The 23,374-nt window shown below is 37.3% G+C and carries 18 protein-coding genes and 1 pseudogene (1 of these 19 running past the window's edge); 5 read left to right on the top strand and 14 right to left on the bottom strand.

The window, feature by feature from the left end; genetic code table 11:
• A pseudogene (locus QZV03_RS06650) lies at positions 1-2,444 on the bottom strand (DUF5814 domain-containing protein) (it extends 158 nt beyond the left edge of the window).
• Between the two features lie 239 nt (positions 2,445-2,683).
• Here QZV03_RS06650 and QZV03_RS06645 point away from each other — a divergent pair.
• On the top strand, positions 2,684-3,286 hold the full coding sequence (locus QZV03_RS06645) for a MarR family winged helix-turn-helix transcriptional regulator (protein WP_296875122.1): 603 nt from the start codon (positions 2,684-2,686) through the stop codon (positions 3,284-3,286).
• Positions 3,287-3,291: 5 nt separating this feature from the next.
• On the opposite strand, the gene QZV03_RS06640 is transcribed toward QZV03_RS06645, so the two are convergent.
• From QZV03_RS06640 to QZV03_RS06600, 9 genes are all read right to left on the bottom strand, one after another.
• Positions 3,292-4,110: a DUF368 domain-containing protein gene (locus QZV03_RS06640; RefSeq protein ID WP_296875132.1), complete on the bottom strand. Its 819-nt coding sequence runs from the start codon at positions 4,108-4,110 to the stop codon at positions 3,292-3,294.
• A 144-nt stretch (positions 4,111-4,254) separates the two neighbouring features.
• Positions 4,255-5,028, bottom strand: coding sequence for an MIP/aquaporin family protein (locus QZV03_RS06635; RefSeq protein ID WP_296875120.1), 774 nt, complete (start codon positions 5,026-5,028; stop codon positions 4,255-4,257).
• Between the two features lie 8 nt (positions 5,029-5,036).
• The gene (locus tag QZV03_RS06630; protein WP_296875117.1) at positions 5,037-6,536 is read right to left on the bottom strand and encodes a DUF2193 domain-containing protein; all 1,500 of its coding nucleotides are present in this window, start codon (positions 6,534-6,536) and stop codon (positions 5,037-5,039) included.
• A gap of 169 nt (positions 6,537-6,705) precedes the next feature.
• Positions 6,706-9,591: an excinuclease ABC subunit UvrA gene (uvrA, locus tag QZV03_RS06625; protein ID WP_296875112.1), complete on the bottom strand. Its 2,886-nt coding sequence runs from the start codon at positions 9,589-9,591 to the stop codon at positions 6,706-6,708.
• A 111-nt stretch (positions 9,592-9,702) separates the two neighbouring features.
• The gene (locus QZV03_RS06620) at positions 9,703-10,818 is read right to left on the bottom strand and encodes a cysteine peptidase family C39 domain-containing protein (protein ID WP_296875109.1); all 1,116 of its coding nucleotides are present in this window, start codon (positions 10,816-10,818) and stop codon (positions 9,703-9,705) included.
• On the bottom strand, positions 10,721-11,617 hold the full coding sequence (locus tag QZV03_RS06615) for a hypothetical protein (RefSeq protein ID WP_296875107.1): 897 nt from the start codon (positions 11,615-11,617) through the stop codon (positions 10,721-10,723). The genes QZV03_RS06620 and QZV03_RS06615 overlap by 98 nt, the downstream gene beginning before the upstream one ends.
• A gap of 43 nt (positions 11,618-11,660) precedes the next feature.
• The gene (uvrB, locus tag QZV03_RS06610) at positions 11,661-13,628 is read right to left on the bottom strand and encodes an excinuclease ABC subunit UvrB (RefSeq protein ID WP_296875105.1); all 1,968 of its coding nucleotides are present in this window, start codon (positions 13,626-13,628) and stop codon (positions 11,661-11,663) included.
• A 5-nt stretch (positions 13,629-13,633) separates the two neighbouring features.
• Positions 13,634-13,924 (bottom strand): hypothetical protein, encoded by a 291-nt coding sequence (locus tag QZV03_RS06605; RefSeq protein WP_296875103.1) that lies wholly within the window; start codon positions 13,922-13,924, stop codon positions 13,634-13,636.
• A 1-nt stretch (position 13,925) separates the two neighbouring features.
• Complete coding sequence (locus tag QZV03_RS06600; RefSeq protein ID WP_296875101.1) at positions 13,926-14,840, bottom strand: ribose-phosphate diphosphokinase; 915 nt, start codon at positions 14,838-14,840, stop codon at positions 13,926-13,928.
• Between the two features lie 90 nt (positions 14,841-14,930).
• On the opposite strand from QZV03_RS06600, the gene QZV03_RS06595 reads away from it, so the two are divergent.
• On the top strand, positions 14,931-15,443 hold the full coding sequence (locus QZV03_RS06595; RefSeq protein WP_296875099.1) for a hypothetical protein: 513 nt from the start codon (positions 14,931-14,933) through the stop codon (positions 15,441-15,443).
• Here the strand turns inward: QZV03_RS06595 and QZV03_RS06590 are convergent.
• The gene (locus tag QZV03_RS06590) at positions 15,440-15,808 is read right to left on the bottom strand and encodes a zinc ribbon domain-containing protein (protein ID WP_296875097.1); all 369 of its coding nucleotides are present in this window, start codon (positions 15,806-15,808) and stop codon (positions 15,440-15,442) included. The genes QZV03_RS06595 and QZV03_RS06590 overlap by 4 nt on opposite strands.
• Before the next feature lie 29 nt (positions 15,809-15,837).
• Positions 15,838-16,335 (bottom strand): GNAT family N-acetyltransferase, encoded by a 498-nt coding sequence (locus QZV03_RS06585; protein WP_296875095.1) that lies wholly within the window; start codon positions 16,333-16,335, stop codon positions 15,838-15,840.
• Positions 16,336-16,408: 73 nt separating this feature from the next.
• On the opposite strand from QZV03_RS06585, the gene QZV03_RS06580 reads away from it, so the two are divergent.
• Positions 16,409-17,314, top strand: coding sequence for an ADP-ribosylglycohydrolase family protein (locus QZV03_RS06580; protein WP_296875093.1), 906 nt, complete (start codon positions 16,409-16,411; stop codon positions 17,312-17,314).
• Positions 17,304-17,783, top strand: coding sequence for a hypothetical protein (locus QZV03_RS06575; RefSeq protein ID WP_296875091.1), 480 nt, complete (start codon positions 17,304-17,306; stop codon positions 17,781-17,783). Before QZV03_RS06580 ends, QZV03_RS06575 begins: the two co-directional genes overlap by 11 nt.
• Here the strand turns inward: QZV03_RS06575 and QZV03_RS06570 are convergent.
• Both QZV03_RS06570 and lonB read right to left on the bottom strand, forming a co-directional pair.
• Entirely contained in the window at positions 17,780-19,195 is a 1,416-nt protein-coding gene (locus tag QZV03_RS06570) for a Mur ligase family protein (RefSeq protein ID WP_296875089.1), read from the bottom strand. The two genes, QZV03_RS06575 and QZV03_RS06570, sit on opposite strands and share 4 nt — an antisense overlap.
• Positions 19,196-19,407: 212 nt before the next feature.
• Positions 19,408-21,387, bottom strand: coding sequence for an ATP-dependent protease LonB (gene lonB / locus QZV03_RS06565; protein ID WP_394350677.1), 1,980 nt, complete (start codon positions 21,385-21,387; stop codon positions 19,408-19,410).
• Positions 21,388-21,847: 460 nt separating this feature from the next.
• Between lonB and cobQ the strand changes: the two genes are divergently transcribed.
• The gene (cobQ, locus tag QZV03_RS06560) at positions 21,848-23,374 is read left to right on the top strand and encodes a cobyric acid synthase CobQ (RefSeq protein ID WP_296875087.1); all 1,527 of its coding nucleotides are present in this window, start codon (positions 21,848-21,850) and stop codon (positions 23,372-23,374) included.

Here is a 23,374-nt window from a genome sequence, read left to right as displayed (position 1 = left end):
ATCTGATATTTTCTAAATAGCTTTGTTGATATGTCCTGAGGGTCCTTTCCCTTAAGCCTTTCATGGACGATGACTTCAGATATTCCCCTCTGCAGGCACTGACAGAATGGCCTTTCCTGACACCTGCACTGCAGGAAATCAGATTGTATCCTAATCAATGCCTCCTGGAACTTTTTATCAACCTTGTCCATTGCCTCTCCGGAAGATATGATATCCAATGTTGATTCGGCAAATAATCTTGTTGAAAACTTTATTTTCAAAGCGTTTGATATCTGATTGTGGATAACGCTTGAAAGATATGCATTTTCAAACATCTCCAAATCCATTGCCATGGCCAATATCAAGACCTTCAGCTTGTCGTACTTTTCCTTTTTCTTGTACATTGGAGAGTGTCCCACATAATGCTTCAGGTAATTGCGGTCATTCAATGTATTCTTGATGAATTCCGCCTCATCAATCGAGAGGAATGATACCGATGTTGCCCTGCCGTATTTTGTAACTTCAAGCCTGTTGGACATCCGGTTTATCAGTTCCAAATCCTGCATCTCGTCAATTGCTATCTTAATGCTGATTGGAACATCGATATTTTTGTAAAATTTATTCAACTCATCAACGGAGCTGATGGAAGTTGATGAAATGTCTGCAAGTATCTGTTCATAGGCAGAATCCTCGTCATATTCAATATAGACATCATCGCTGTTGCTCTCCAGTAAATCCAATGCCATTGCCTCTTCAGATTCACCTTCAAATTCATTGCCCACTTCAGGCAGAAGATAGACTATTCCACGGTCATGGTATGAAGGCCTTCCCGCACGTCCAAGCATCTGTGCAAATTCATTGGGATTGATCCACTTGTTACCCATAATCAGTGAGTCAAATATTACCTGTGAAGCCGGAAAGTCCACACCTGCCGCCAGAGCTGCGGTTGTCACAACACATGAAATCTTACCCTTATCAAAGTCCTTTTCTATCTTTTCCTTTTTATAATATGACAATCCTGCATGGTATGCCTGGGCATTGACATGCTTATTTGTCAGGTAATTTGCAATCTGGTGAGTTTTTCGTCTTGAATTGGTAAAAATAATAGTCTGTCCACGATAACCCTTTTTGGATTTGGTATTGAACTCCCGTTTAGCCAGCTTCTGCATGATGTGCCTTTTGGAGGATTCATTTCTAACATAAACCAAATGTCGCTCCAAGGGTACCGGACGCTCGGAATACTCAACCAGTTTCATATTGAACTCATCAGCAAGGAATTCAGGATTTTTAACAGTAGCAGATAGGCCGATTATTTGTGTTTTAGGATATAAATGTTTTAAACGTTTAATGAGTCCGTTCAAACGTGTTCCACGGTCCTCATCATCAATCATGTGGATTTCATCTATCAAAACAACGCCCAAATTGGATAAACTGCTTGAATTTCCGTTCCTTAAAAGATAGTCTATTCCCTCATAGGTAGCAACAACAATATCTGCTGAGGATATGTCACTGTCGGGCAGGTTCAGCTCACCTTTGGCCTTAACCCTATTTCTTCCAACTTTAATTGCAACCTTAAGACCCAATGAGGAGTATTTCTTTTTAAAATCACGATATTTCTGATTTGCAAGTGCGACAAGAGGGGTGAGAAAAATGAACTTCTTGCCCTTCAATGCCTTTGTAATTCCTGCAAGTTCCCCAACCAAGGTCTTACCCGAACCGGTTGCACTCACAACAAGCAAATCCTCTCCTTTAAGAAGGCCTTCCTTGATGGAAAGGTATTGAACCGGCAACAGTTTGGTGTTACCCGAATCCAGAAGCACCTTTTTAAAGTTTTTAGGAATTTTCAAACGTTTCATATCAACAGGAGGTATGATATGCTTAGGCTTTCTGGTCTTATCAAAGAGTGTCAGTTTCCTGTTTTTAAGGGGATCAAAATGAGGGTCTAAAACAGACAGGGTCTTTTCCAAACTGCCTGTCTTTTCCAGAGTCTTTTTAAGGTTTCTGAAAATCTTTTTGTCAAACCCTTGCAGCTTGATTTCATTTTTGATTGTATCATATGCACAGTCCTTACAGATTAGCTGATTGTTATGTTTAAAAGAATATTCAGAGTTTACAATAGTAATATTCCCATCATATGCACAGAAATCACAGACCTGAGTGTGCCTAACCTTAATATTCAGGGATTTTAAGTAATTTTCAACCTTTTCATCATGTGTAGCCAAAAACACCGCCTGTGAGCGCAGAAGCTTTATAACTTCACCAGGAGGCAGGAGCTTTTCTGTTAAAGTGGAGTTGTCCTTAAAATTATAGTCCGCAACAAATCTTGAAATTGATAATGAGTCACCTTCATGACTGAATTTGATATTTCCAACAAATTCAGGTTCCCGTTTATGATTTAGGGCACCTTTAGGTGAACCAATCGGATATAATCTCCACTGTTTTTTAACTTTCTTCAAAACTAGCATTGTATAAATGTTATATAATTAATTATTAATAAATTTTAAAAAATACTTAAAAAAAATAAAGTGTTTAAAAGTGAACTAATAGGTGAATGAAAACAATTCCCCCAATAATAGGCATTATTTGGAAACTTCACTTTAAACACTTTATCATGAAAAAAATTACTTACAATTGTAAGTAATTTATAATAATATCTTTTTATATCCTTATATTTTAATGTTTTTATTAAATTAATTAATTACATGTGAAATTATTTAGTATAAATATTACATTTTACAAAATAAATAATATGGAAAATTATACAAAAATCAACAATGCTGAGAAAAATTATCATTCCAACAAAAAAACAAATAGAATTATTAAAGATATAACAAATATTGACACTACTGAAATCGATGAAGTGCCCTTAGGATTTTTTATAGAAAGCATTTTTCGACATTATTCCACCTACTTAAATATGAACCTTAAAGATTTTGATTTGACTGCAAAACAAGTATATATAATATTAATCCTATACAATAAAGATAATCTCAATCAGGAAACAATTGCATCCATTTTAAACTCAAATGAAGTTACAACCACTCGTGAAATTAATAATTTGGAAAAAAAAGAGTTGATTACACGAAAAATTGATGAAAACGATAAAAGGAAAAAAATCGTTGAACTAACTGAAAAAGGTAAAACGGTAGCCAATTTATCAATGAACTTCTCAAGAAAATCTGAAGATTATTTAAATGAACATATGTCACCTGAAGAGCTCCACATATTAAGAATATTGCTGAAAAAATTAATTTTAGTAGTGAATAAAACCGATTCAATACCTATTTTTAGAAAAGAAATTGAATGATTTGATTATTCTATATAATCAAATCTAGTTTCCAAAACAATAATCAATACAAATCCGATTACTGCAACAATTACACATGGCAACAATCCGCCAATGTTAACGCTTACTGAATTTGCAATCTCAACTGCAGGAACTTTTAGAGATCCAAGCATTACACCAATAAGGAATGCCATTGTCAACTCTTCATAGTTTTTAAGCAGATAATTCAGTATTTTGGAAAATCCAAGTATTCCAATAAGGGCTCCAACGACAAAAACAATGATTTCTGAAAAATGCAATTGATGAAGCGCATTTAACATGTATTCATACTGGCCTAAAAGCAAAAGTAAAAATGAACCTGAAATACCTGGCAAGATCATTGCACAAATGGCAATCATTCCTGAAAGGAATATGACGATTAAAGAGTGGTTTCCGGATATAGGGTTTAAGCTGACAAATATATAAGTTAAAATCAAACCGATGACAGCAAAAACAACATGTTTGATGTTGATTCTTTCTATTTTTCTAAACAATATTACTGCTGAAGCTATAATCAATCCCAAAAAGAATGAGAATGTCATTGCAGTGTGATAGTCCATGCAGTATGTGACCACCTTTGCAAGGGTCAGGAATGCTACCCCAATACCCAAAATCAGAGGTATGAAAAATTTGAAATCTATTTCTTCAAGCAGTTGTGTCCAGAATCCCCTGAAATTTCCTTTGAGTAGTGGTCTTACAAATCCAAACTTGATGTTACTTATTGCCTCAATCAAATGACCGTAAATTCCAGTAATCAGTGCGATTGTTCCTCCAGATACTCCTGGAACAATATCAGCCGAACCCATAAAGAGTCCTCTAATAAATATTAAAAAAGCTTCCTTAATGTTAAAGTTCAATATATCACCTTAAAAGTAATTACTATAATATTAGTGTTACTTAATTAAAAAGTTTATCAAAAAAAGGAAAAAAAGTGAATAATTCAAAATGAATTATTCATCATTAAACGGTTGTGGAAGTTCACAGACCCCACTGTCTTTTGCAAGATATGCATATGCAAATGCCGCACAGATTGCACCTAAAATCGGTCCAACCAGATAGATTGGGAAGTATGCCCAAAGGTTTTGACCTCCTAAAATCATATCCATCAAGTATGGCCCAAATGTACGTGCAGGATTAATTGAAGCACCGGTAAATGCTCCAAGAACAGCAATTACAGCAGCAACAGTCATACCAATTGATATTCCTGCAAAACCAGGTTCTGCTTTTTTATCAACAGCCACACCCATTACAACCATCATAAGGAAAAAGGTTCCAAGGAATTCAGCAAACATTGCCTGCATATAACTTACACCAAGTCCAGGAGCTGTTGCACCCAATCCTCCAACGGTTACTGCCGGAGCGCCCAAGCATAGGAATAAAGCGATACTTCCTAAACATGCACCAATAACTTGAGCAACAATATAATAAATACTGTCAATTAAAGCGATGTTTTTAGTGACTAGCAGCCCTATTGTTACTGCAGGATTCAGATGTGCACCAGAAATCTTACCAAATACATATATACATATCATTACAGTAAGACCAAATACCAATGCAATTGCAATCCAATCACCCAAACCTCCAAGAATACCGATTCCGACATTTGCAGGGTCAATGCTCTGTGAAACCAAAAGTGTCACAACAGCAGAACCTGTACCGAAAAATACAAGGAAAAAGGTTCCTAAGAGTTCAGCAAAAAATTTTTTTCTAATGTTACAAGTCATATGATCGCCTAAACTGCTTCTCTCCATTGACAGTATTCGTGTTTGTTGTCTGCAAGACATGCAGAAGCACATTGTTTACATCCTCTTACAGGAGAACCAGGAGTTTCCTTGTCAAGCGCAATGATGTTTGTCATCATGGTTGCTGTAATTGGTTCTGATGTTAAAAGACATGGATAGTCAGCTAATCTCATAAGTGATGAGAATCTTACTGTAATTGCACATGCAGGATAGGTGTATCTTTGTGGATTCATTAGAACTTCATTTTCTAGGATGGAGGTGAAGTCAACTTCCATACCTTTGATTCTTGGAATTATTTCAAATCCAGCGGAAGATCTCATTTTCCTTGCGTTACTCATTGCGTTGAATCCTCTGTAAATCATGTCCATGAAGTCACAGTTGTGGAGTTCAGCAGCTGCGCCTCTTTTTGGATATTGTTGTACGTAGTTGTGGAATCTTTTGTTCAACATGTCAACAACCATAGGAGCTGTGAAACCGTCCAATTCAAGTAAGAATTCAGTTGCACAAGCAGATGCACCAGTTGAAAGTTTCAATACGTCAAATGGTGTTTTAAATACGTCAAGGTTGTTTCTAAGTGAGTTTTCAATTACACCAGCGGTTGCTTGGATAATTGCCATTGTCACATCATCTTTACACATGTTGTATGTGGATTGACCGATGTGGTGTCCAATGTCCCCTACACAGTATGCTGGCACGGTTACAATGTTACCGTAGTGCACGCCGTCATCCATTGCTGCTTTTACAACAGGAGTCATTGCCTTTTTATACTTGTTCATGTAGTCCCTTACATCAAAGGAGGAATGATTTGCATCATCCATTAATACACCTTGTCCTTCAATAGGAGTTTTGTAAATCATTTGTAATGTTTCAATTTCCTTTTCGGTTGCTTGAGCAGCAGTTAAGCCGTCTTCAATAGCATTTGCAAATGCATCACCGATACCGTAGGATGTGTTCATACCCCAGGATTTTGCAGATAGAATACCTTGTTTGTGATGTACTGGAATGTCCATTTTGGTTAAAATTTGGTTTACAACATTACTTGTACTTCCAGGCATCAATGCAAAGTCCACTACACAAGTAGGTCCGTAGAATCCACCATATCTTCTGATTGATTCTTTAGCGATTAATGCTTCACTGTTTGCAATTTCTGCAATGAATTTATCGACACTGTCAGCAAAGTCCCCATCTTCTTCGCATAAGATTTCAAGGACAGGTGGGGTTTGGAAGTGTTCAATGAATGGGTCGTCTTCACATTGTAAAGTGTCTGTAATGGAAGACAAGATTTCATAATGGTTTTTAACAGATTCCTTGTGTAAGTTAATTACAGATTCTGCTTGGTTGTCCAACGCTTTCATACCAGATACAGCATCAGCATATGGTTTTGCATCAGTTATTTTAAAGTCATTGTATCTGTTTTCTGATATAACAGCAACGTCAGCCTTTTGAGCTGCCATTGCTTCGTCAATCATCTTTTCATATAACTCTCTCATTTAAATCACCTAGGTAAAAAGAGCATTGAGAATATACTCTTTAATAATAAATTATATTCAACATATTATTTAAATTTGCTTAAATAATCCTTGAAAAAGTTAAATGAACATTTAATCGTTTAGTGATAAGAAAAATAGTTGAAAAAAGTAAAAAATAAAGTGAAAAATATTACTTTCCAATATCTTCCACCAATTCTTTTGCATATGGAGTGATGTTTTCATTAAGCATACGCTCTAAAAACTCACCGGTGTATGTTCCGGCTTCCGCAACCTCTTCAGGTGTTCCGGTAGCAATGACCTGACCTCCGCCGTCCCCACCTTCAGGACCGAGGTCAATGATATGGTCTGCTGTCTTGATGACATCAAGGTTGTGTTCAATGACAACAACGGAATTGCCGGCATCGGTAAGTCTTGAAAGAACCTCCAACAACCTTTTAATGTCTGCAAAGTGAAGACCGGTTGTCGGTTCATCAAGAATATATAAAGTCTTACCTGTACTTGTTCTTGACAGTTCTTTTGCAAGCTTAATCCTTTGAGCTTCCCCACCGGACAATGTTGTTGCAGGCTGTCCAATCTTCATATAGCCTAAACCAACATCATACAATGTCTGAAGCTTTTTGGTGATTTTTGGAATGTTTTCAAAGAATTCCAATGCTTCCTCAACAGTCATTTCAAGAACTTCATAAATATTCTTACCCTTGTAACGGATATCCAATGTCTCCTCGTTGTATCTTTTACCGCCACAGACTTCACACGGCACATATACATCAGCTAAAAAGTGCATTTCAATCTGAACGATACCGTCACCGGAACATGCTTCACATCTTCCACCCTTAACGTTGAATGAGAATCTTCCAGGCTTGTAACCCCTTGCCTTTGACTCTGGAGTGTTGGCAAAGAGATCACGGATGTCAGTGAATACTCCTGTGTATGTTGCAGGGTTTGACCTAGGAGTTCTTCCAATAGGCTTTTGATCAATTGCAATAACCTTATCAATATTTTCCAAACCTTCAATTTCCTTGTACTTGCCTGCAAACATGAATTTCCTGGACAGCTTACCGTGTGCTCCCTTATAGAGAATTTCATTAATCAGACTGCTTTTACCTGAACCACTCACACCGGTCACACAGGTGAATTTGCCCAATGGTATTTCAACATCAATATCCTTGAGATTGTTCTGTTCAGCACCAATGATTTTAATGAATTTACCATTTCCAGGTCTTCTTTCCTTTGGAATATCAATCTTAAGTGCTCTTGAAATGTATTGGCCAGTAATGGAGTCAGGATTGTTCATGATATCCAATGGTGTTCCCTGAGCTACGACCTTACCACCATGTTCACCTGCACCTGGACCTATATCCACCACATGGTCTGCTGATAAGATGGTTTCCTCATCGTGTTCAACGACAACCAATGTATTTCCAAGGTCTTTAAGTCTTTTCAATGCTTCAATAAGTTTGATGTTGTCTCTTTGGTGCAAACCGATACTTGGTTCATCAAGAATATACAATACACCGACAAGACCAGAACCGATTTGTGTGGCCAGTCTAATCCTTTGGGCCTCACCACCGGATAATGTACCTGATGCCCTTGACATAGACAGATAATCAAGTCCCACTTCCACCAAAAAGCTTAAACGTTCCTTAATTTCTTTTAAAACTTCTTTTGCGATGAAGTTTTCCCTTTCAGTCAGTTCCAAATCCTGGAAGAACTGATAGGAATCCTTGATTGCCATGTCACAAACGTCAATGATTGATTTTCCACCAACAGTTACGGCCAAAACTTCAGGTTTTAGACGTTTACCGTCACAGACATGACACTTCCTGTCAGACATGAACCTTGAGAGGTATTTTCTTGAATAGCTTGATTTTGTTTCGAAGTATAGCCTTTGCATTCTTGGAACAACACCCTCAAATTTACGGTTCACCATATAAGACTTGTTTCTTCTTTTGAAATTGAATGGTATTTTTTCGTTACAGCCGAAAAGAAGTATTTCCTGGTGTTCCTTTGAAAGTTCCTCGAATGGTGTGTCCATGCTGAACTTGAAGTGCTTTGATACGGCATCCAGCATCTGGAAATAATAGTTTTCCCTTTTTGCTGAACTTGCCCAAGGAACAATCGCCCCTTCACTCAAAGACAATGATTTGTCCGGAACAACCAAGTCGGGGTCAATTTCCATTTTTGAACCTATACCGTTACATTCAGGACATGCCCCCTGTGGAGCATTGAATGAGAACATCCTTGGAGTCAGCTCCTCGAAGTTTATTCCGCAGTGAACACATGCAAAGTGTTCGGAATATTTCTTCTCGTATTCCTCACCATTGTCAAACAGAACTGTGATTAATCCTTCGGTCAGCTCTGAAGCTGTTTCAAGTGAATCAACCAGTCTGCGCTTAAAGTCAACGTTCTTTCTGATTTTAAGCCTGTCAACAATGACATCAATATCATGTCTGTAGGTTTTTGCAAGGCTTATGTCCTCATCCAAATCACGGATTTCACCATCAACACGAACCCTTACAAATCCCTTGTTTCTAAGATCTTCAAGAACATCCTTGAATTGGCCCTTCTTATCACGGACAATCGGTGCCAGTATCTGGATTTTTACACCTTCACCCTCTTCGATGATTGCATCTCCTATTTGACCAAGTGTCTGGTGTGAGATCTCACGTCCACAATTCGGACAGTGAGGAATACCTATTCTTGCAAATAATAATCTCAGATAATCATAGATTTCTGTAATTGTACCAACAGTTGATCTTGGATTCTCTCTTGTTGTTTTCTGGTCTATTGAAATAGCCGGAGACAGTCCTTCAATGGATTCCATTTCAGGTTTTTTCATCTGCCCCAGAAATTGTCTTGCATAGGCAGACAATGATTCAACATATCTACGCTGTCCTTCAGCATAAATTGTATCAAAAGCAAGAGAAGACTTTCCAGACCCACTAAGGCCAGTAATTACAATGAATTCGTCACGTGGAACACTGACATCAATATCCTGCAGATTATGTTCACGTGCACCCTTTATGACTATTTGTTTTTTATCGTCGTTTGCCATAATACTCTCCTAATTTTGTTATATAATATTAGAACAAACTAGTTTATAAAGTATTAGAGAGCATTTGGTAATGAAAAAAAATTAAAAAAAAAGAAAGAAATTTTAAATTATTCAATAGAAATTGGCCTGAATTTGAACCAATCTCTCATTGGTATTTTGACGAGACCATTTGGTTCCCATACTGTAATAGAAATTATTGACATTCTTTTTGGTGGCCTTTTTCAGGTTATACTTCAATTTGACAATCAGACCTGAGGTGTCATAGTTATTGAAACGCTTTTTCATATAACTGACAGTCAACCATTTTGTTGGAATGTCATGACTTCCATAATCATAGTCTCCTGAAGGATTTCCAACCAGTATCTTCTTGCCGTCATTACTGATATCCAGAATGGATACGAAATGTCCCCATGTATGGAACACCAAAGCGCTGCCACCTTTCTTAAGCTGTTTTAAGGCTTTATTGAATGAGCTTTTATAATAGATGCTGCATTTGAAATTAAACTTTTCCAAAGCCCTTTTAAGGCCTTTGGTACTGGATCCTTCGGAAGGAGTTGCATCCCCATTCTGGGCAAGATACTTTTCACAGTAATAGTTTCTTAAAACCTGTGTGCACATGCTGCTTGCTGTAGGTCCGCAGGTGTAACCGGTATTCTGCACATCCCTCACCTCAGGATAGGTGTATGATTTTCCCTTTAGAGAAACGGTGATTGTACCCGGCCAATAGCCATTCTTGTTTTTCTTAACAATCTTGGTGTTGATGGCCCTTTCAATCACATTCCACTTTTCCCTTTTGATGATATGGCTAAGTTTCGGTTCGGCCTTTGATTTGAAAACTGTGTATTTGCTTAATTTATTGTTCAAATACAGACAGTAGCTGTCCCTTTTAATGACTGCCTTATATTGGGCTTTGGTCAGGGAATATTTCATATCACCATCAGCCATCACATAACTTCCGAACATATAATCCACATTGGGAACACCATTCCTTAATGAAATCTTTGATATGAAAGGGTTTCTAGGATTGCCTTTAATTCCCTTAACCTGTTTTTGAGCTGAAGATTCGCCAACATATGTTGTTCCACCAAATTCAACAGTTATCTTAAGGGTTCCGGTTCCCAGTTTCGGTTTAAAGACTATAATTCCCTCTGAATTTGTCCTTTTGGTATACACCTTGTTGTTGATGGTAATTTTTACAGTTTTTTTTGGAAATTGCAGACTGTTCATTACTCTTCATATAAATTCTCAAATATCCGTTGGTTAAAAGTATTGAATTTCCAACCACAAGGGAAGTTGATGCACGAACAATCAAATTTATTGTCTTTGAAATTGAATTGTAATACTCATTTCCATCATAACCGATGACCAAAGAATATTTTCCAGAAGCTAAAGTGATCTTTAATTTTGCACGACCATCATCATTGGTTTTTACAGTATAAGTCTTACCATTTATTTTAAATGATAGTTCAGCCCCATCTATTGAAGTACCATAAACATCAGTTAAATCAGAATAGAAATATTTTCCATAAATCACACTGCTACCTATTGGAGTAAGTATTGTGTCCATCTTTAAAACATCTATATTGAATGTTTTATTTATCGGGGAATAAACATCGTCTCCCTTGAAAATGACTTGCAAAATGTATGATTTTGCAGGCAAACTCAATTTTAAGAGCGCTATCCCGTTATCATTTGTAGAAATCTTATGGTCTTCATCATTAATTATTGCGGTTAAATCCTTATTGGCTAAAGAAACATTATTCGAATCCTTAAGAGAAATTTCAATTTCCCCACCTGTTGTGACTTCTGTGGAGTTAACCTGAATTGAGGGAGTTTCCTTATCTCCTAAAACTTCACCCTCACCAGATTCATCCAAATCAACATTGGATTCAATCTCATCATCTGCATAATCAACAGCCAATGTGCCAGTTGAATTTATATCCCCCGCACAAACGGCAGAAATGCAGAATAATGTGAATATCGATAGAATCAATGCAAATTTAACCTGATTTTTAAAAACTATCATCACTTAAAAATTTTATCTGAAAAAATATATAAAATTAGTGAAATTAATTGTCAAAACCTTTCAATGCATAAAGTTTGTTTCTTAATTCGGCTGCACGTTCAAAATCAAGTCTTGCTGCAGCCTCCTTCATGTCCTTTTCAAGGTCCTTGATTAACAGACGAAGCTCATCTTTAGGCATTTTTTCAACTTCAGCACCAGTAAGGCCATTATATTTCTCCTCTTCCTCTGCAAGTTTTTCTTTTAAGGTTCTTTGGGTTGATTTAGGAGTGATACCATGAACTTCATTGTATTTCATCTGAAGCTTACGCCTTTTGAGTGTGGTGTCATATGCATTTCTAACGGAATCTGTCATGTCATCCACATACATGATTACACGGCCGTTTACGTTTCTTGCAGCACGTCCGATGGTCTGTATAAGTGAGGTTTCGTTTCTTAAAAATCCTTCCTTATCTGCATCAAGAATGGCTACCAGAGACACCTCCGGCAGGTCCAAACCTTCCCTTAAAAGGTTTACACCAACCAACACGTCAAATTTACCACGTCTCAAGTCATCAACGATGTCAATACGCTCCAAAGTATCGATTTCAGAGTGCATGTATCTTACCTTGACGCCGATTCTTGCATAGTAATCGGTTAAATCCTCGGCCATCCTCTTGGTCAGTGTGGTGACAAGCACCCTCTCATCCTTTTCGGCAGTAAGCTTAACTTCCTTAAGAAGATCCTCAACCTGACCGGTAACAGGTCTGATTAAAACTTCAGGATCCACCAAACCGGTCGGACGGATAATCTGCTCGACAACATTTCGAGATTTTGAAAGTTCATACTGACCAGGTGTTGCTGAAACATAGATGACCTGGTTTACTGATGATTCAAACTCATCAAATCTTAAAGGCCTGTTTTCCTTTGCGGAAGGCAATCTGAATCCATGCTCAACCAAAGTCTCCTTACGTGCCCTGTCCCCATTATACATTCCACGAATCTGAGGCACGGTCACGTGTGATTCATCAATTATTGTCAAAAAGTCATCAGGGAAATATTTCAAAAGGGAATATGGCTTTTCTCCCCATTTACGCCCTGAAAGATGCATGGAATAGTTCTCTACTCCCGGACAGTATCCCATTTCCTGAAGCATTTCAATATCAAAACGAGTCCTCTGCTCCAGTCTCTGGGCTTCCAGCAATTTGCCTGTGGCATTCAGTTCGGCCAGCCTTTCATTCAGTTCTTCCTTGATATTGGACAGCGCAACATCCATCTTGTCCTGACCGACAACAAAGTGTTTTGCAGGGAAAATCATGTATCTTTGAAGTGATTCTTTTTTCTTGCCTGTGACTTTGTCAATCAGGCTGATGGCATCGATCTCATCACCGAAGAGCTCTATCCTTATCGGAGGAGTTCCATGAACCGGATTGATTTCAATCACATCACCACGAACCCTGAACTGACCACGGTCGAATTCAATATCATTTCGTTCATACTGCATGAAAACCAAACGGGAGAGAATCTCTGAACGTTCGTAGATATCTCCAACCGCAATACCAAAAGCGAACTCCCCATAATCGTCAGGCGAACCGATACCGTAGATACAGCTTACACTACTGACAACAATTACATCATCCCTTGAAAGCAGGGACTGTGTGGCGGAATGCCTCATTATATCAATGTCATCGTTGATTGACGCCTCCTTATCGATGAAAGTGTCTGTACGAGGCACATATGCTTCAGGCTGATAATAATCATAATAGCTGACAAAATATTCGACTGCATTGTCAGGGAAAAATTCCTTGAACTCCTCATAGAGCTGTGCAGCCAAAGTCTTGTTGTGTGAAATGACAAGAGTAGGTTTTTGAACTTTTTCAATGACATTTGCCATTGTAAAGGTCTTACCTGAACCGGTTACTCCCAAAAGTGTCTGTTCACGCACACCATTGTTTATGCCTTCGGCTAATGAATTAATGGCTTTTGGTTGATCCCCCAATGGTTTATAAGGGGACTTGAGTTTGAATTCCTTCATGATATCTAGTTTAAGATTGTAACATTGAAACTAATGTGTGTATAACTTGGAGAACAGCATGGAGTGACCCTCTGGTCCCTTACAACAAGCTGTCCATAACCTTTCAGGTTCTTTTCCAAATCCTTTATGACATTTGGAATAACTTCAGTATTGAAAACCTTCAAAGAACCTAAAAATACGGTTTTTCCAGCCATGTTCATGACGGATACGTCATCAACAACATCAGGTTCACTATACTTTTCCAGGATAGTGTTTGACTTGTCCACAAGTTCCTTTTTAATAGCTTCTTTATCCATTTTATTCCCTCAGTGCATCCGCAATTGATTTTGCAAGGGATACACGTGAAGTATCGGATGATAAACTGTTTGTACCAATGATCTTGTTGGCGCCTGCCGCATAGATTCTTGTAGCACCATTGTTGGTCAGAATTGGGTGTACACAGCATACATCCACTGATGAGGCTCCATACTGTTTTAAAATGTTTATCGCATTTACAATGGTTCCTCCAGTAGCTATGATATCATCAACAATAATAGCATGCATTCCTTTTACGCTATCAACATTTACGGTATTTTCACTTTCGCTATCGCATCTCACATCTACAATTTTGGTTTCGACCTTGTCCGGTCCTAAACGTACTTTAGTTAGATATGTGCAGTCACAGCCGATGATTTCGGAAATTTCCTGTGCAAAACCGTATGCCCCTTTGTCAGGTGCAATAATCAATGGTTTGTCACCGCCTTTTCTGAAGAATTTCTTGTCAAGATATTCCGCAATTGCAGGCATTGCTGAGACGTTTCTTGCAGGAATGTCAAAGAAATTGAGTACACATTCCTCATGAATGTTAAATGTAATGAACTCATCGGCACCTGCGGCCTGAATCAAATTACAAACAATTTTTGCTGAGACTGTCTCTCCAGGATTGAAGCGTTTTTCCTGCCTTGCATAACCTAGGTAAGGAACAACAACTCTGACCTTCTTTGCCCCCAAATCCTTAAGGTTGGATATGATGAACAAGAGTTCCATCAGATTTTCATCCTGAGGATATCCGGTTGACTGAATGACGGTTACTTCGTCTTCAATTTCCCCATCAATCCTTAAATATCTTTCTCCATCCGGAAACTTACGAGTTTCGACATAACATAATTCTTCTGAAAGCTCCTTTGCAACATGAGCCGCTAAATCTTGAGAAGATGAACCGCCTATAATCACATTATCACCAAAAATTTATATGGTATAATATATGTTTCTAATAATTAAAAAAGTTAAGTATTAATATTTAAATGATTATAAAATGTTAATATGAATAAAATACATTTGATACTTATAGCGATTGTGGCAGTTATAGTTGTATTTCTGGCATCAACATTGGTAAGCCCTGTTTTAATCGTATGTGAGGACACTGGTGAAGATGCAAGTATCGATATGGCCGCAACATTTTCTCTTGCAGGTTTTGAATGGATTTATCCTGGAAATTCCGTCAATGCAGAGGGTCAAACATTGCATAATGTCCACATCAACGATCCGGATGACCCTTATGGCGCAGCCCGTGAGATAATGGAGTATACATACCACATTTCACCACATCTTGTCGTCAGAATAACAAGCGATGCGGCAGAGGCAATATTCGGCGGAAGCATTGTGGATGATATTCGTGCAAACGATGCATATAACGGATATGCTGGAAACGATAATGTACAGGGTACAATGTCCAGAGGAGATGCGATAGATACTGCAATGGCTCAGGACGGAATGAACATCTTCCAAATCCCAATACAAATCCTAATCGGAAAAATAAATTTCTTCATTGTCTAGTGAAGCATAACGTAAAATGAAAGACCCACACCTACAAGTGAAATCATCATCATTACCAAACCATGCTTTCTCAATGTTGGATGGCGTGACTGAACAAGGTAAAACGGCATGAAAAATCCGAAGAAAGTAAAAACTGCCAAATTGGTCTGTTTTGAAATCAATCCAACAACAAAACCACTCCAGGATAAAAATATTGTTATGATGTAAGCTGCAACTATTGCCTTTTTGTTTATCTGCAGCTGGTCAGCCTTATAGACATAAACCTGATTAGGCTGTAGGCCTTCAACCAAAGGAGTGCCGCATTTGGCACAAAAATCATAATCATCCTGGTTTTCGAATCCGCACTTTTTACATATTCTTGTCATTAGTTAAAATTAATACCTTTTTAATATAATTATTTTTCTAAAATCATTGCGATTTCACGGAATGGGCGATTTAGATAGTCAACATTATTCAGTTCATCATAATACCTAAATCCCAATTTTTCCAATACTCTTTTAGAAGCAACATTTTCCTGTTTAAAAGTTGCAAAAATCCGTTTTATACCTAAATCATTGAATGCCCTTTCAATCAATATTCCACACGCTTCGGTTGCATAACCTCTGAGCTGATATTCCTCCGCAATCCAATATCCGAGTTCTGCAGAACCTTCACCCCACCAGTGATTGCCGTTTGGATGAATCAGGAGTTCAGCACACCCTATAGGAATTTCGCCTTTAACAACCGCATAGCACTCTTGACGAGAAAATACGGTTTTAATAATAGTTAGGCTCTCCTCCACACTTTGATGAGGTGGCCATCCCGCAATAGGTCCTATTTTAGGGTTCTTAGCAAAGTGATACAGGCATTCCGCATCGGATCCTCTCCAATGCCGAAGTGTTATTTCTCTCATCAGTGTTAAATTTGTAACTGATTCCTAATAAAAATAGACACAATTAATTATCATAAGCCACATAAATATAATTATGAAAGTTAAAGACGGAATGACAGGTTTAATTGTTGGGGATGCACTTGGTGTTCCCGTTGAGTTCCAAACCAGAGGCGAACTCATGGAACATCCAGTTACCCGCATGGAAGGTTATGGAACCCATAATCAACCTCCAGGAACTTGGTCTGATGATTCGGCAATGGCAATCGCTACAATGCACAGTATCGTTCAAAAGCAGGGCATAGATTATGATGACATGATGGACAAGTTTGTGGAATGGTATAACAATGGAAAATATATGCAAGGACATTTCACCTTTGATTGTGGCGCCACCGTCAGCAGGGCAATATCAAGATATACCACTGGAACTCCTGCTTTAAAATCAGGATGCAGTGGAGAGAGGGACAACGGTAACGGTTCTCTTATGAGAATTCTTCCGCTGGCCTACATCAAGGATATTGATTATGAAATCATTGAAAACGTTTCCGGACTGACCCATACCCATCCAAGATCCAAAATTGCATGCGTCTTATACATTGAAATGGCCAGGTCAATGATTGAAAATGAGGATTTGACTATGGAGGAGCACATCTTTTCAGCATGCGACAAGATCAAGGAGCATTACAAAGGCTCACCCGAACTCGTCCACTTCGAAAAAATATTCAACAATGATTTGGAGAGAGTTTCCGGCAAGGGATATGTCATCTCCACCTTTGAGGTTGTAGTACACAGCCTGTTAAACACAGACAATTATGCTGATGCGGTGCTGGAAGCGGTGAATATAGGTTTGGATACAGACACCACAGCTGCAATATGTGGTGGACTTGCGGGAATATACTACGGTTTTGATTCAATTCCTATAGATTGGGTTAATCAAATTTATAGAATTGAGGAAGTACTTGAATTATGTGAAAGATACGAGGCATTTTGTGATGAATCTTAATGAAACTATTAAAAATATTAGGTCTACATGCAATAATTATGTGGACCCCAATTTGCTTGCATTTCTGATTGATGATGACGGACACATGGGAACCAACAACATCCTTGAAATCGAGGGATATGGCATCGGTGACGAGGACTCCTATGAAGAAAGACTTTTAAAAATTCATGAAAAGGAGAATATCTATCTTCCATTGGGCATGATGACATTCATGCCTATCATTAATGAATGCGACATCTTTTCACATGAGGATTACAGTCTGCAGTTAAGCAAGGAAGAATTTGAAAAATATGCTGATGAACAGGAAATACTGTTCGGAATTCTAATCAAAAAAGGATCTGATGAATATATAATAGGAAAATCAGATACCTGCAACTGCAGTATCGATTCCAAGTTTGAAAAGATAGAAAAAAACAATGATAAGTTTTACCAAATCATTGAAAAAATAGCAAATGAAAAGGTAATTTAATCAAAATTCCTTTTCACACTTTCCCAGAATGCGAATTCTTCACCGCATCCGGTTAAAATAACATTATCATAGCTTGAATTTTTAGCCAACTCGGCGACCTTACTTATTCTTTCATCCAAATTCTCATAGGAAATAGGATAAAAATCAACTGAATCAAAATCCTTTTTAATAATGTTACAATACTCCTCAGCCTTTTCAACTGATTTTCTTCCCGGAATAACAATAACATGTTTAGGATTAATCTTTTTAATGACTTCATAATGACTGTTGAAGATATCATCCTCTTCAGCATCAGGAGTCGTATAGATGAACTCAAGGTCTCCGTCAATATACTGGTTCATAAGATTGACGTTGATGCTTACTGCATCCCCATTGTCTCCCTGTCCCATTCCAATGTTTTTGCCATTGTATTTAATGACTTCAAATCTTCCAGGCGGAACAAAGGACATGTCAATATTATTGAAAACATCCATAATATTCTTTTCAATGTTGTCAAGCTTTGGAGTGAAAGTCACATATGCAGTGACTGAAGCCAGTATGTTGTAGATATTATGAAATCCGAAAGGAGGAACTACAACATTCACATCAAACTGAACATTTTTGGATGCAAAATAATTAAATAAATCACCAACAATATGTAATTTCCAATTATCCTCATTAAATTCTATATCGGCCAATTTGACATCAGGTTCCGGGCGTTTGAATCCACATTTACATGAATAGACTCCACGATGGTTCAAGGTATGTTTAGAATATTCTAAAAGTTCACCACAGTTAGGACATTTAACAGTACTTCCAAGCAAGTCAACAACATCATCACATTCGATTCCATAATAGTTTATAGGAATATCATTTTTGCTGATGCCGATAAACGCAGTTCTTGGATCGTCACAATTGGTAACAATAACCCCGTCAGTCATTTCCTTTGACAATAAAATTTTGGCACGATAATAAGATAAAAATGGATTTTTTACACCATTTACAACAGTGTGCTCTTCAGAGATTGTTGTATAGACAACCCCAATAGGATCAATTAATTTTTGAACAGTATCAGGAATTCCATATTCCAGATTACGAATTCCATATTCAAAGATTCCCAAATCTCCTTTTTGGTTTAGGATTGCTGTAATAATTGAATGTACAGTATTGTTTTCAAAACTTTTTCTAATTTGAAGGTCTTTAGACATTAATTTTATAAGTAACGTAGTAGTAGTGGTTTTACCATTAGTTCCAGTTATCAAAACTGAACCCAACTTCAAGTCCTTTGCGATATCTGAAACTGACTGTTTACCCCCAACTTTTGAAAATACATAACCTGGAATATTCTTACCTGCTCCAGGACCTATTTTTGAAAGTTGGGTTGCAACTTTACTGGACACCTTTGCAACAAATAACCTAGCTTTTACTACCATAAATTAATATTGGTTTTACTCATATTTAATGTTTTAAAAAATAATATATTTTTTTACACACCATCAAACAAAAAAAACAAATATTGTTTAAACTAAAAGATAAAAATTAAAAAAGATTCAATAAAATTATAGATTAATAAAAATAATATAATTTTTTTAACATATATTAAAATAACAAAAAAATAATAAAAAATAGTGGAAAAACAACCAACCTAGTTGGTTGTTGGATTATTGATATTTGTTTGCGGAACCTTATCGGCAACTTTAGAACCGATGTTTTTCATTTTTTCAATCAGTTTATCCTTGTTTGATCCACTAATCAAAATGTTTTCCAAAACATCACTTAAGGTTTCGGTTGGAATGATTTCAATCATGTCTTCATATTTTTTCTCAATCATGACATCTTTTAAGTTTGATTTAGGAATCAATACCTTTTTCATTCCAGCTTCTGCAGCCGCTTCAATTTTAGCAGTCGCTCCACCAATAGGCATTACATCTCCACGAACATTAAGTGATCCAGTCAGTGCAACAGTCTGGTCAATTGGAATTTCCTCAATAGCAGATATAACCGCAGTTGCAATACTTACACTGGCTGAGTCACCCTCAACCCCATCATATGTCTGTATGAACTGAACGTGAATATCATATTGAGAGATATCCTTGTTGGTGTATTTTTTAATTAATGCACTAACGTTTTGAACAGATTCCTGAGCGATTTCACCTAATTTACCAGTAGCTATAATCTGACCACCGCTTTTTGATTGGGTAGGTGCAGCTTCAGCCGCAATAGGTGATACAATACCGCTTCTGTCACCGATTACTGCAAGTCCATTCACAAGACCAATCCTTCCACCTTCAGCGGATACCATACTGTAGTCTTTTCTTTGCATTATGGACCTGTCAGCGATTTGCTGTTCAAGGGTTCTTGCGAATCTTTTAGCTTCAACAACATGTTCTGCAGTTACGATTTCAGCACCTTTTTCAATAGCTACATCCCCTGCAGACCTTACTAATCCACCTAAATCACGTAATCTTAAAGTCAATGCATTTTGCTTACCAGATCTTCTTTTTGCTTCCATAATGATTTCATCCAGTGCATCTGGAGCAAAGTGAGGAATTCTTCCATCATTTTTAACTTCCTGAGCTACGAATTGGACTAATTTTTCCCTGTTTTCAGTTGTATCATCCATGTAATCCTTCATGAATACTTCGTAACCGTATCCTCTTATCCTTGATCTCATTGCTATATGCATTCCTTCCAATACCTGAAGGTTTCCTGAAGCTACAAGTACAAAGTCACATGGTACTGCCTGGGACCTTACCATAGCACCACTTGAGTTTTCACTTTGACCGGTAATGGCATATTGTTTTTCCTGCATTGCAGATAATAGTTCCTGCTGGGTTTTCATGCTCATTGTACCTATTTCGTCAATGTATAAAACTCCCTTATTTGCCTTGTGAATCATTCCCGCTTCTACACGTTCATGTGCAGGAGTACCTAATCCTCCAGATTGGTATGGGTCGTGACGTACATCTCCTAAAAGCGCTCCTGCATGAGCACCTGTTGCATCCATAAATGGTGCAAATCTTGATTCCTCATTATTTACCAATAACTTTGGAGACATATTGTTGGTTTTTGGTTTGATTTGTATTGATATGAGTAAGATTAATGCTGCCGCAATGATTGATTCAAGTAATCTTCCATACATGAATCCGATTACCAAAATTCCCCCAATTGCAAACATGGTTATAATTGTTTTTCTTTCTTCATGTCCCTTTGCAGAGCCTTTTGTTGCTCTTACAATCTTTTTACCTTCACCAGCAGGGACTGTTCTTATTAATGGGTGGTTGTTGTCTTCCATATTAGGGTATACTAAAACATCTTGAAGAACTTCATGAGGCAATATCTGTGCCATACCTTTTGCAAGCATTGATTTTCCAACACCAGGATCACCAATAAGCAAAACATTCCTTCTTTGTTTTGCTGCTTTTTTAATTGTTTCAATGGACTCTTCATGTCCAATAACCTGATCAATTAATAAAGGTGGAACTTCAATATCCTGTGAGCTTTTGATATTATTATAATCTAACATAAGTTTGGTTTCTTCACCATCACCAGCTTCTTCGATTTCTGGTTCAACGATTACTTCTTCAGAGGAGCCTTCAATTGGCTCGTTTTCTTCAAATTTCATAAACAAACCTCACTTCGTATTTAATCTATCATTAAAAAATTAAGTTTCATATACTATTTAAATATTTATTATAAGTATTATATATAAAAAGTTTTCTATTTTAGTAAATTAAAGTTACTAAAATAATTCCTACCAATTGCATCTATCGATGATAAATATAGTAATATCAATTAAAATTTAATTGATATAAAAAAGATTTTTTATTGATTAAAGAAATTTAATAAAGAATTAAAATAAATGAATATTTTTAAGATAATATAGTTAATATTAAATATAAAAAAATAGAATATATATATGATTACAAGATGAATTATTCAATGATTTATTTTTGTTAATCGAATTTGAGAGTATGATTTTACATCAGTTTACAACCCCCGTTGTAAAAAAAATCATCCTCAAATTAGATTAATTCAAACTCATTTTTAAATTATTTATAATATTAACACAAATATATTCAATTATGACAAACTGTATCATGGTTCAGGGAACATCATCAAATGCTGGAAAAAGTATGCTCGTGGCGGCATTATGCAGAATATATAAAAACAGGGGATACAAGGTAGCGCCCTTCAAATCCCAAAACATGTCACTAAACTCATACACCACAAAAGAGAATGGTGAAATTGGAATAGCACAGATGCTGCAGGCAGAAGCTGCAATGATTGAACCAAGCATACACATGAATCCAGTATTGCTCAAACCAAAAGGAGACTTTACCTCAAATGTCATCATCCAGGGAAAATCCATTGGAGACATGAACTTCTATGATTACCAGCACAAATACCATGATACCGCTTTTGATGCAATAAAGGACAGCTTCAAAATACTGTCTGAGGAATACGACATAATAATCATCGAGGGAGCGGGATCTCCGGCCGAAATCAATATGCGTGACCAGGACATTGCAAACATGGAAATCGCACACCTTGCAGATGCAAACGTGATTCTAATCGCAGACATTGAAATGGGAGGAGTCTTTGCGGCAATTGCAGGAACCTATGTACTGCTTGACGATTATGACCGTTCCCGATTGAAGGCAACCGTAATCAACAAATTCAGGGGAAACCTCGACATTCTAAAACCAGGTCTTGACAGAATAGAAGAGATAACCGGCGAACCTGTTTTGGGAGTTCTTCCATACGACGAAACATTGAAACTTCCCGAAGAGGATTCCGCATCACTTACAACACACGTATTTGCTGAAGACAAGCCAATTACAGTAGGTGTTATCAGACTGCCTAAAATAGCCAACTTCACAGATATCGACCCTTTTGAATACGAAGAGGACGTGGCCCTCAAAATGATTGGTGTAAACGATGAAATTGGAGATGTTGATGCAATAATCATCCCTGGAACCCGTAACTCAACAGAGGACATGTTTGCACTGCGTGAAAGCGGACTTGCCGACAAAATCATTGAAAAGTCATCTGAAATTCCGATTGTTGGAATATGCGGAGGATTGCAGATACTGGGAAATGTCATTCATGATGATGATAAACGGGAATCAAAGCACGGTACCGTCAAAGGTCTGGGATTGCTTGACATTGAATCCGAGTTTTCAAGGGCAGGTAAAATCGTTACACAATCCGTTGCAACAATTCCTTCAAAAATCGATGGAATTGCAGGAGAAATATTTAAAAACATAGCTGGTGAAAGCGTAACAGGTTATGAAATACACGAGGGAACAACAGAACTTAAATCATCATGTGCCCTTTTAGACATTACAAAAGGTCAGGGAAATAATGATGATGGATTAATTGATGGAGCAAGTAATGGAAATGCATTCGCAACATATTTCCATGGAATATTCCACAACTACAACTTCAGAAGGGAATTTTTAAATTATATTCGAGTCAAAAAAGGCCTTGAGGCTAAATGCGGTGAAGACCCTTATGAAACTCAAAAGGACTATTCCCTAAACAGACTTGCCGAAATCGTTGAGGAACACCTCGACATGGAAACAATTGACAGACTATTGTTTGAATAG

It is taken from the genome of uncultured Methanobrevibacter sp., from assembly GCF_902788255.1.
Lineage (GTDB): Archaea > Methanobacteriota > Methanobacteria > Methanobacteriales > Methanobacteriaceae > Methanocatella.
Note: the sequence above shows the minus strand (reverse complement) of the source record. Positions and strands in the feature narration are given on the sequence as shown.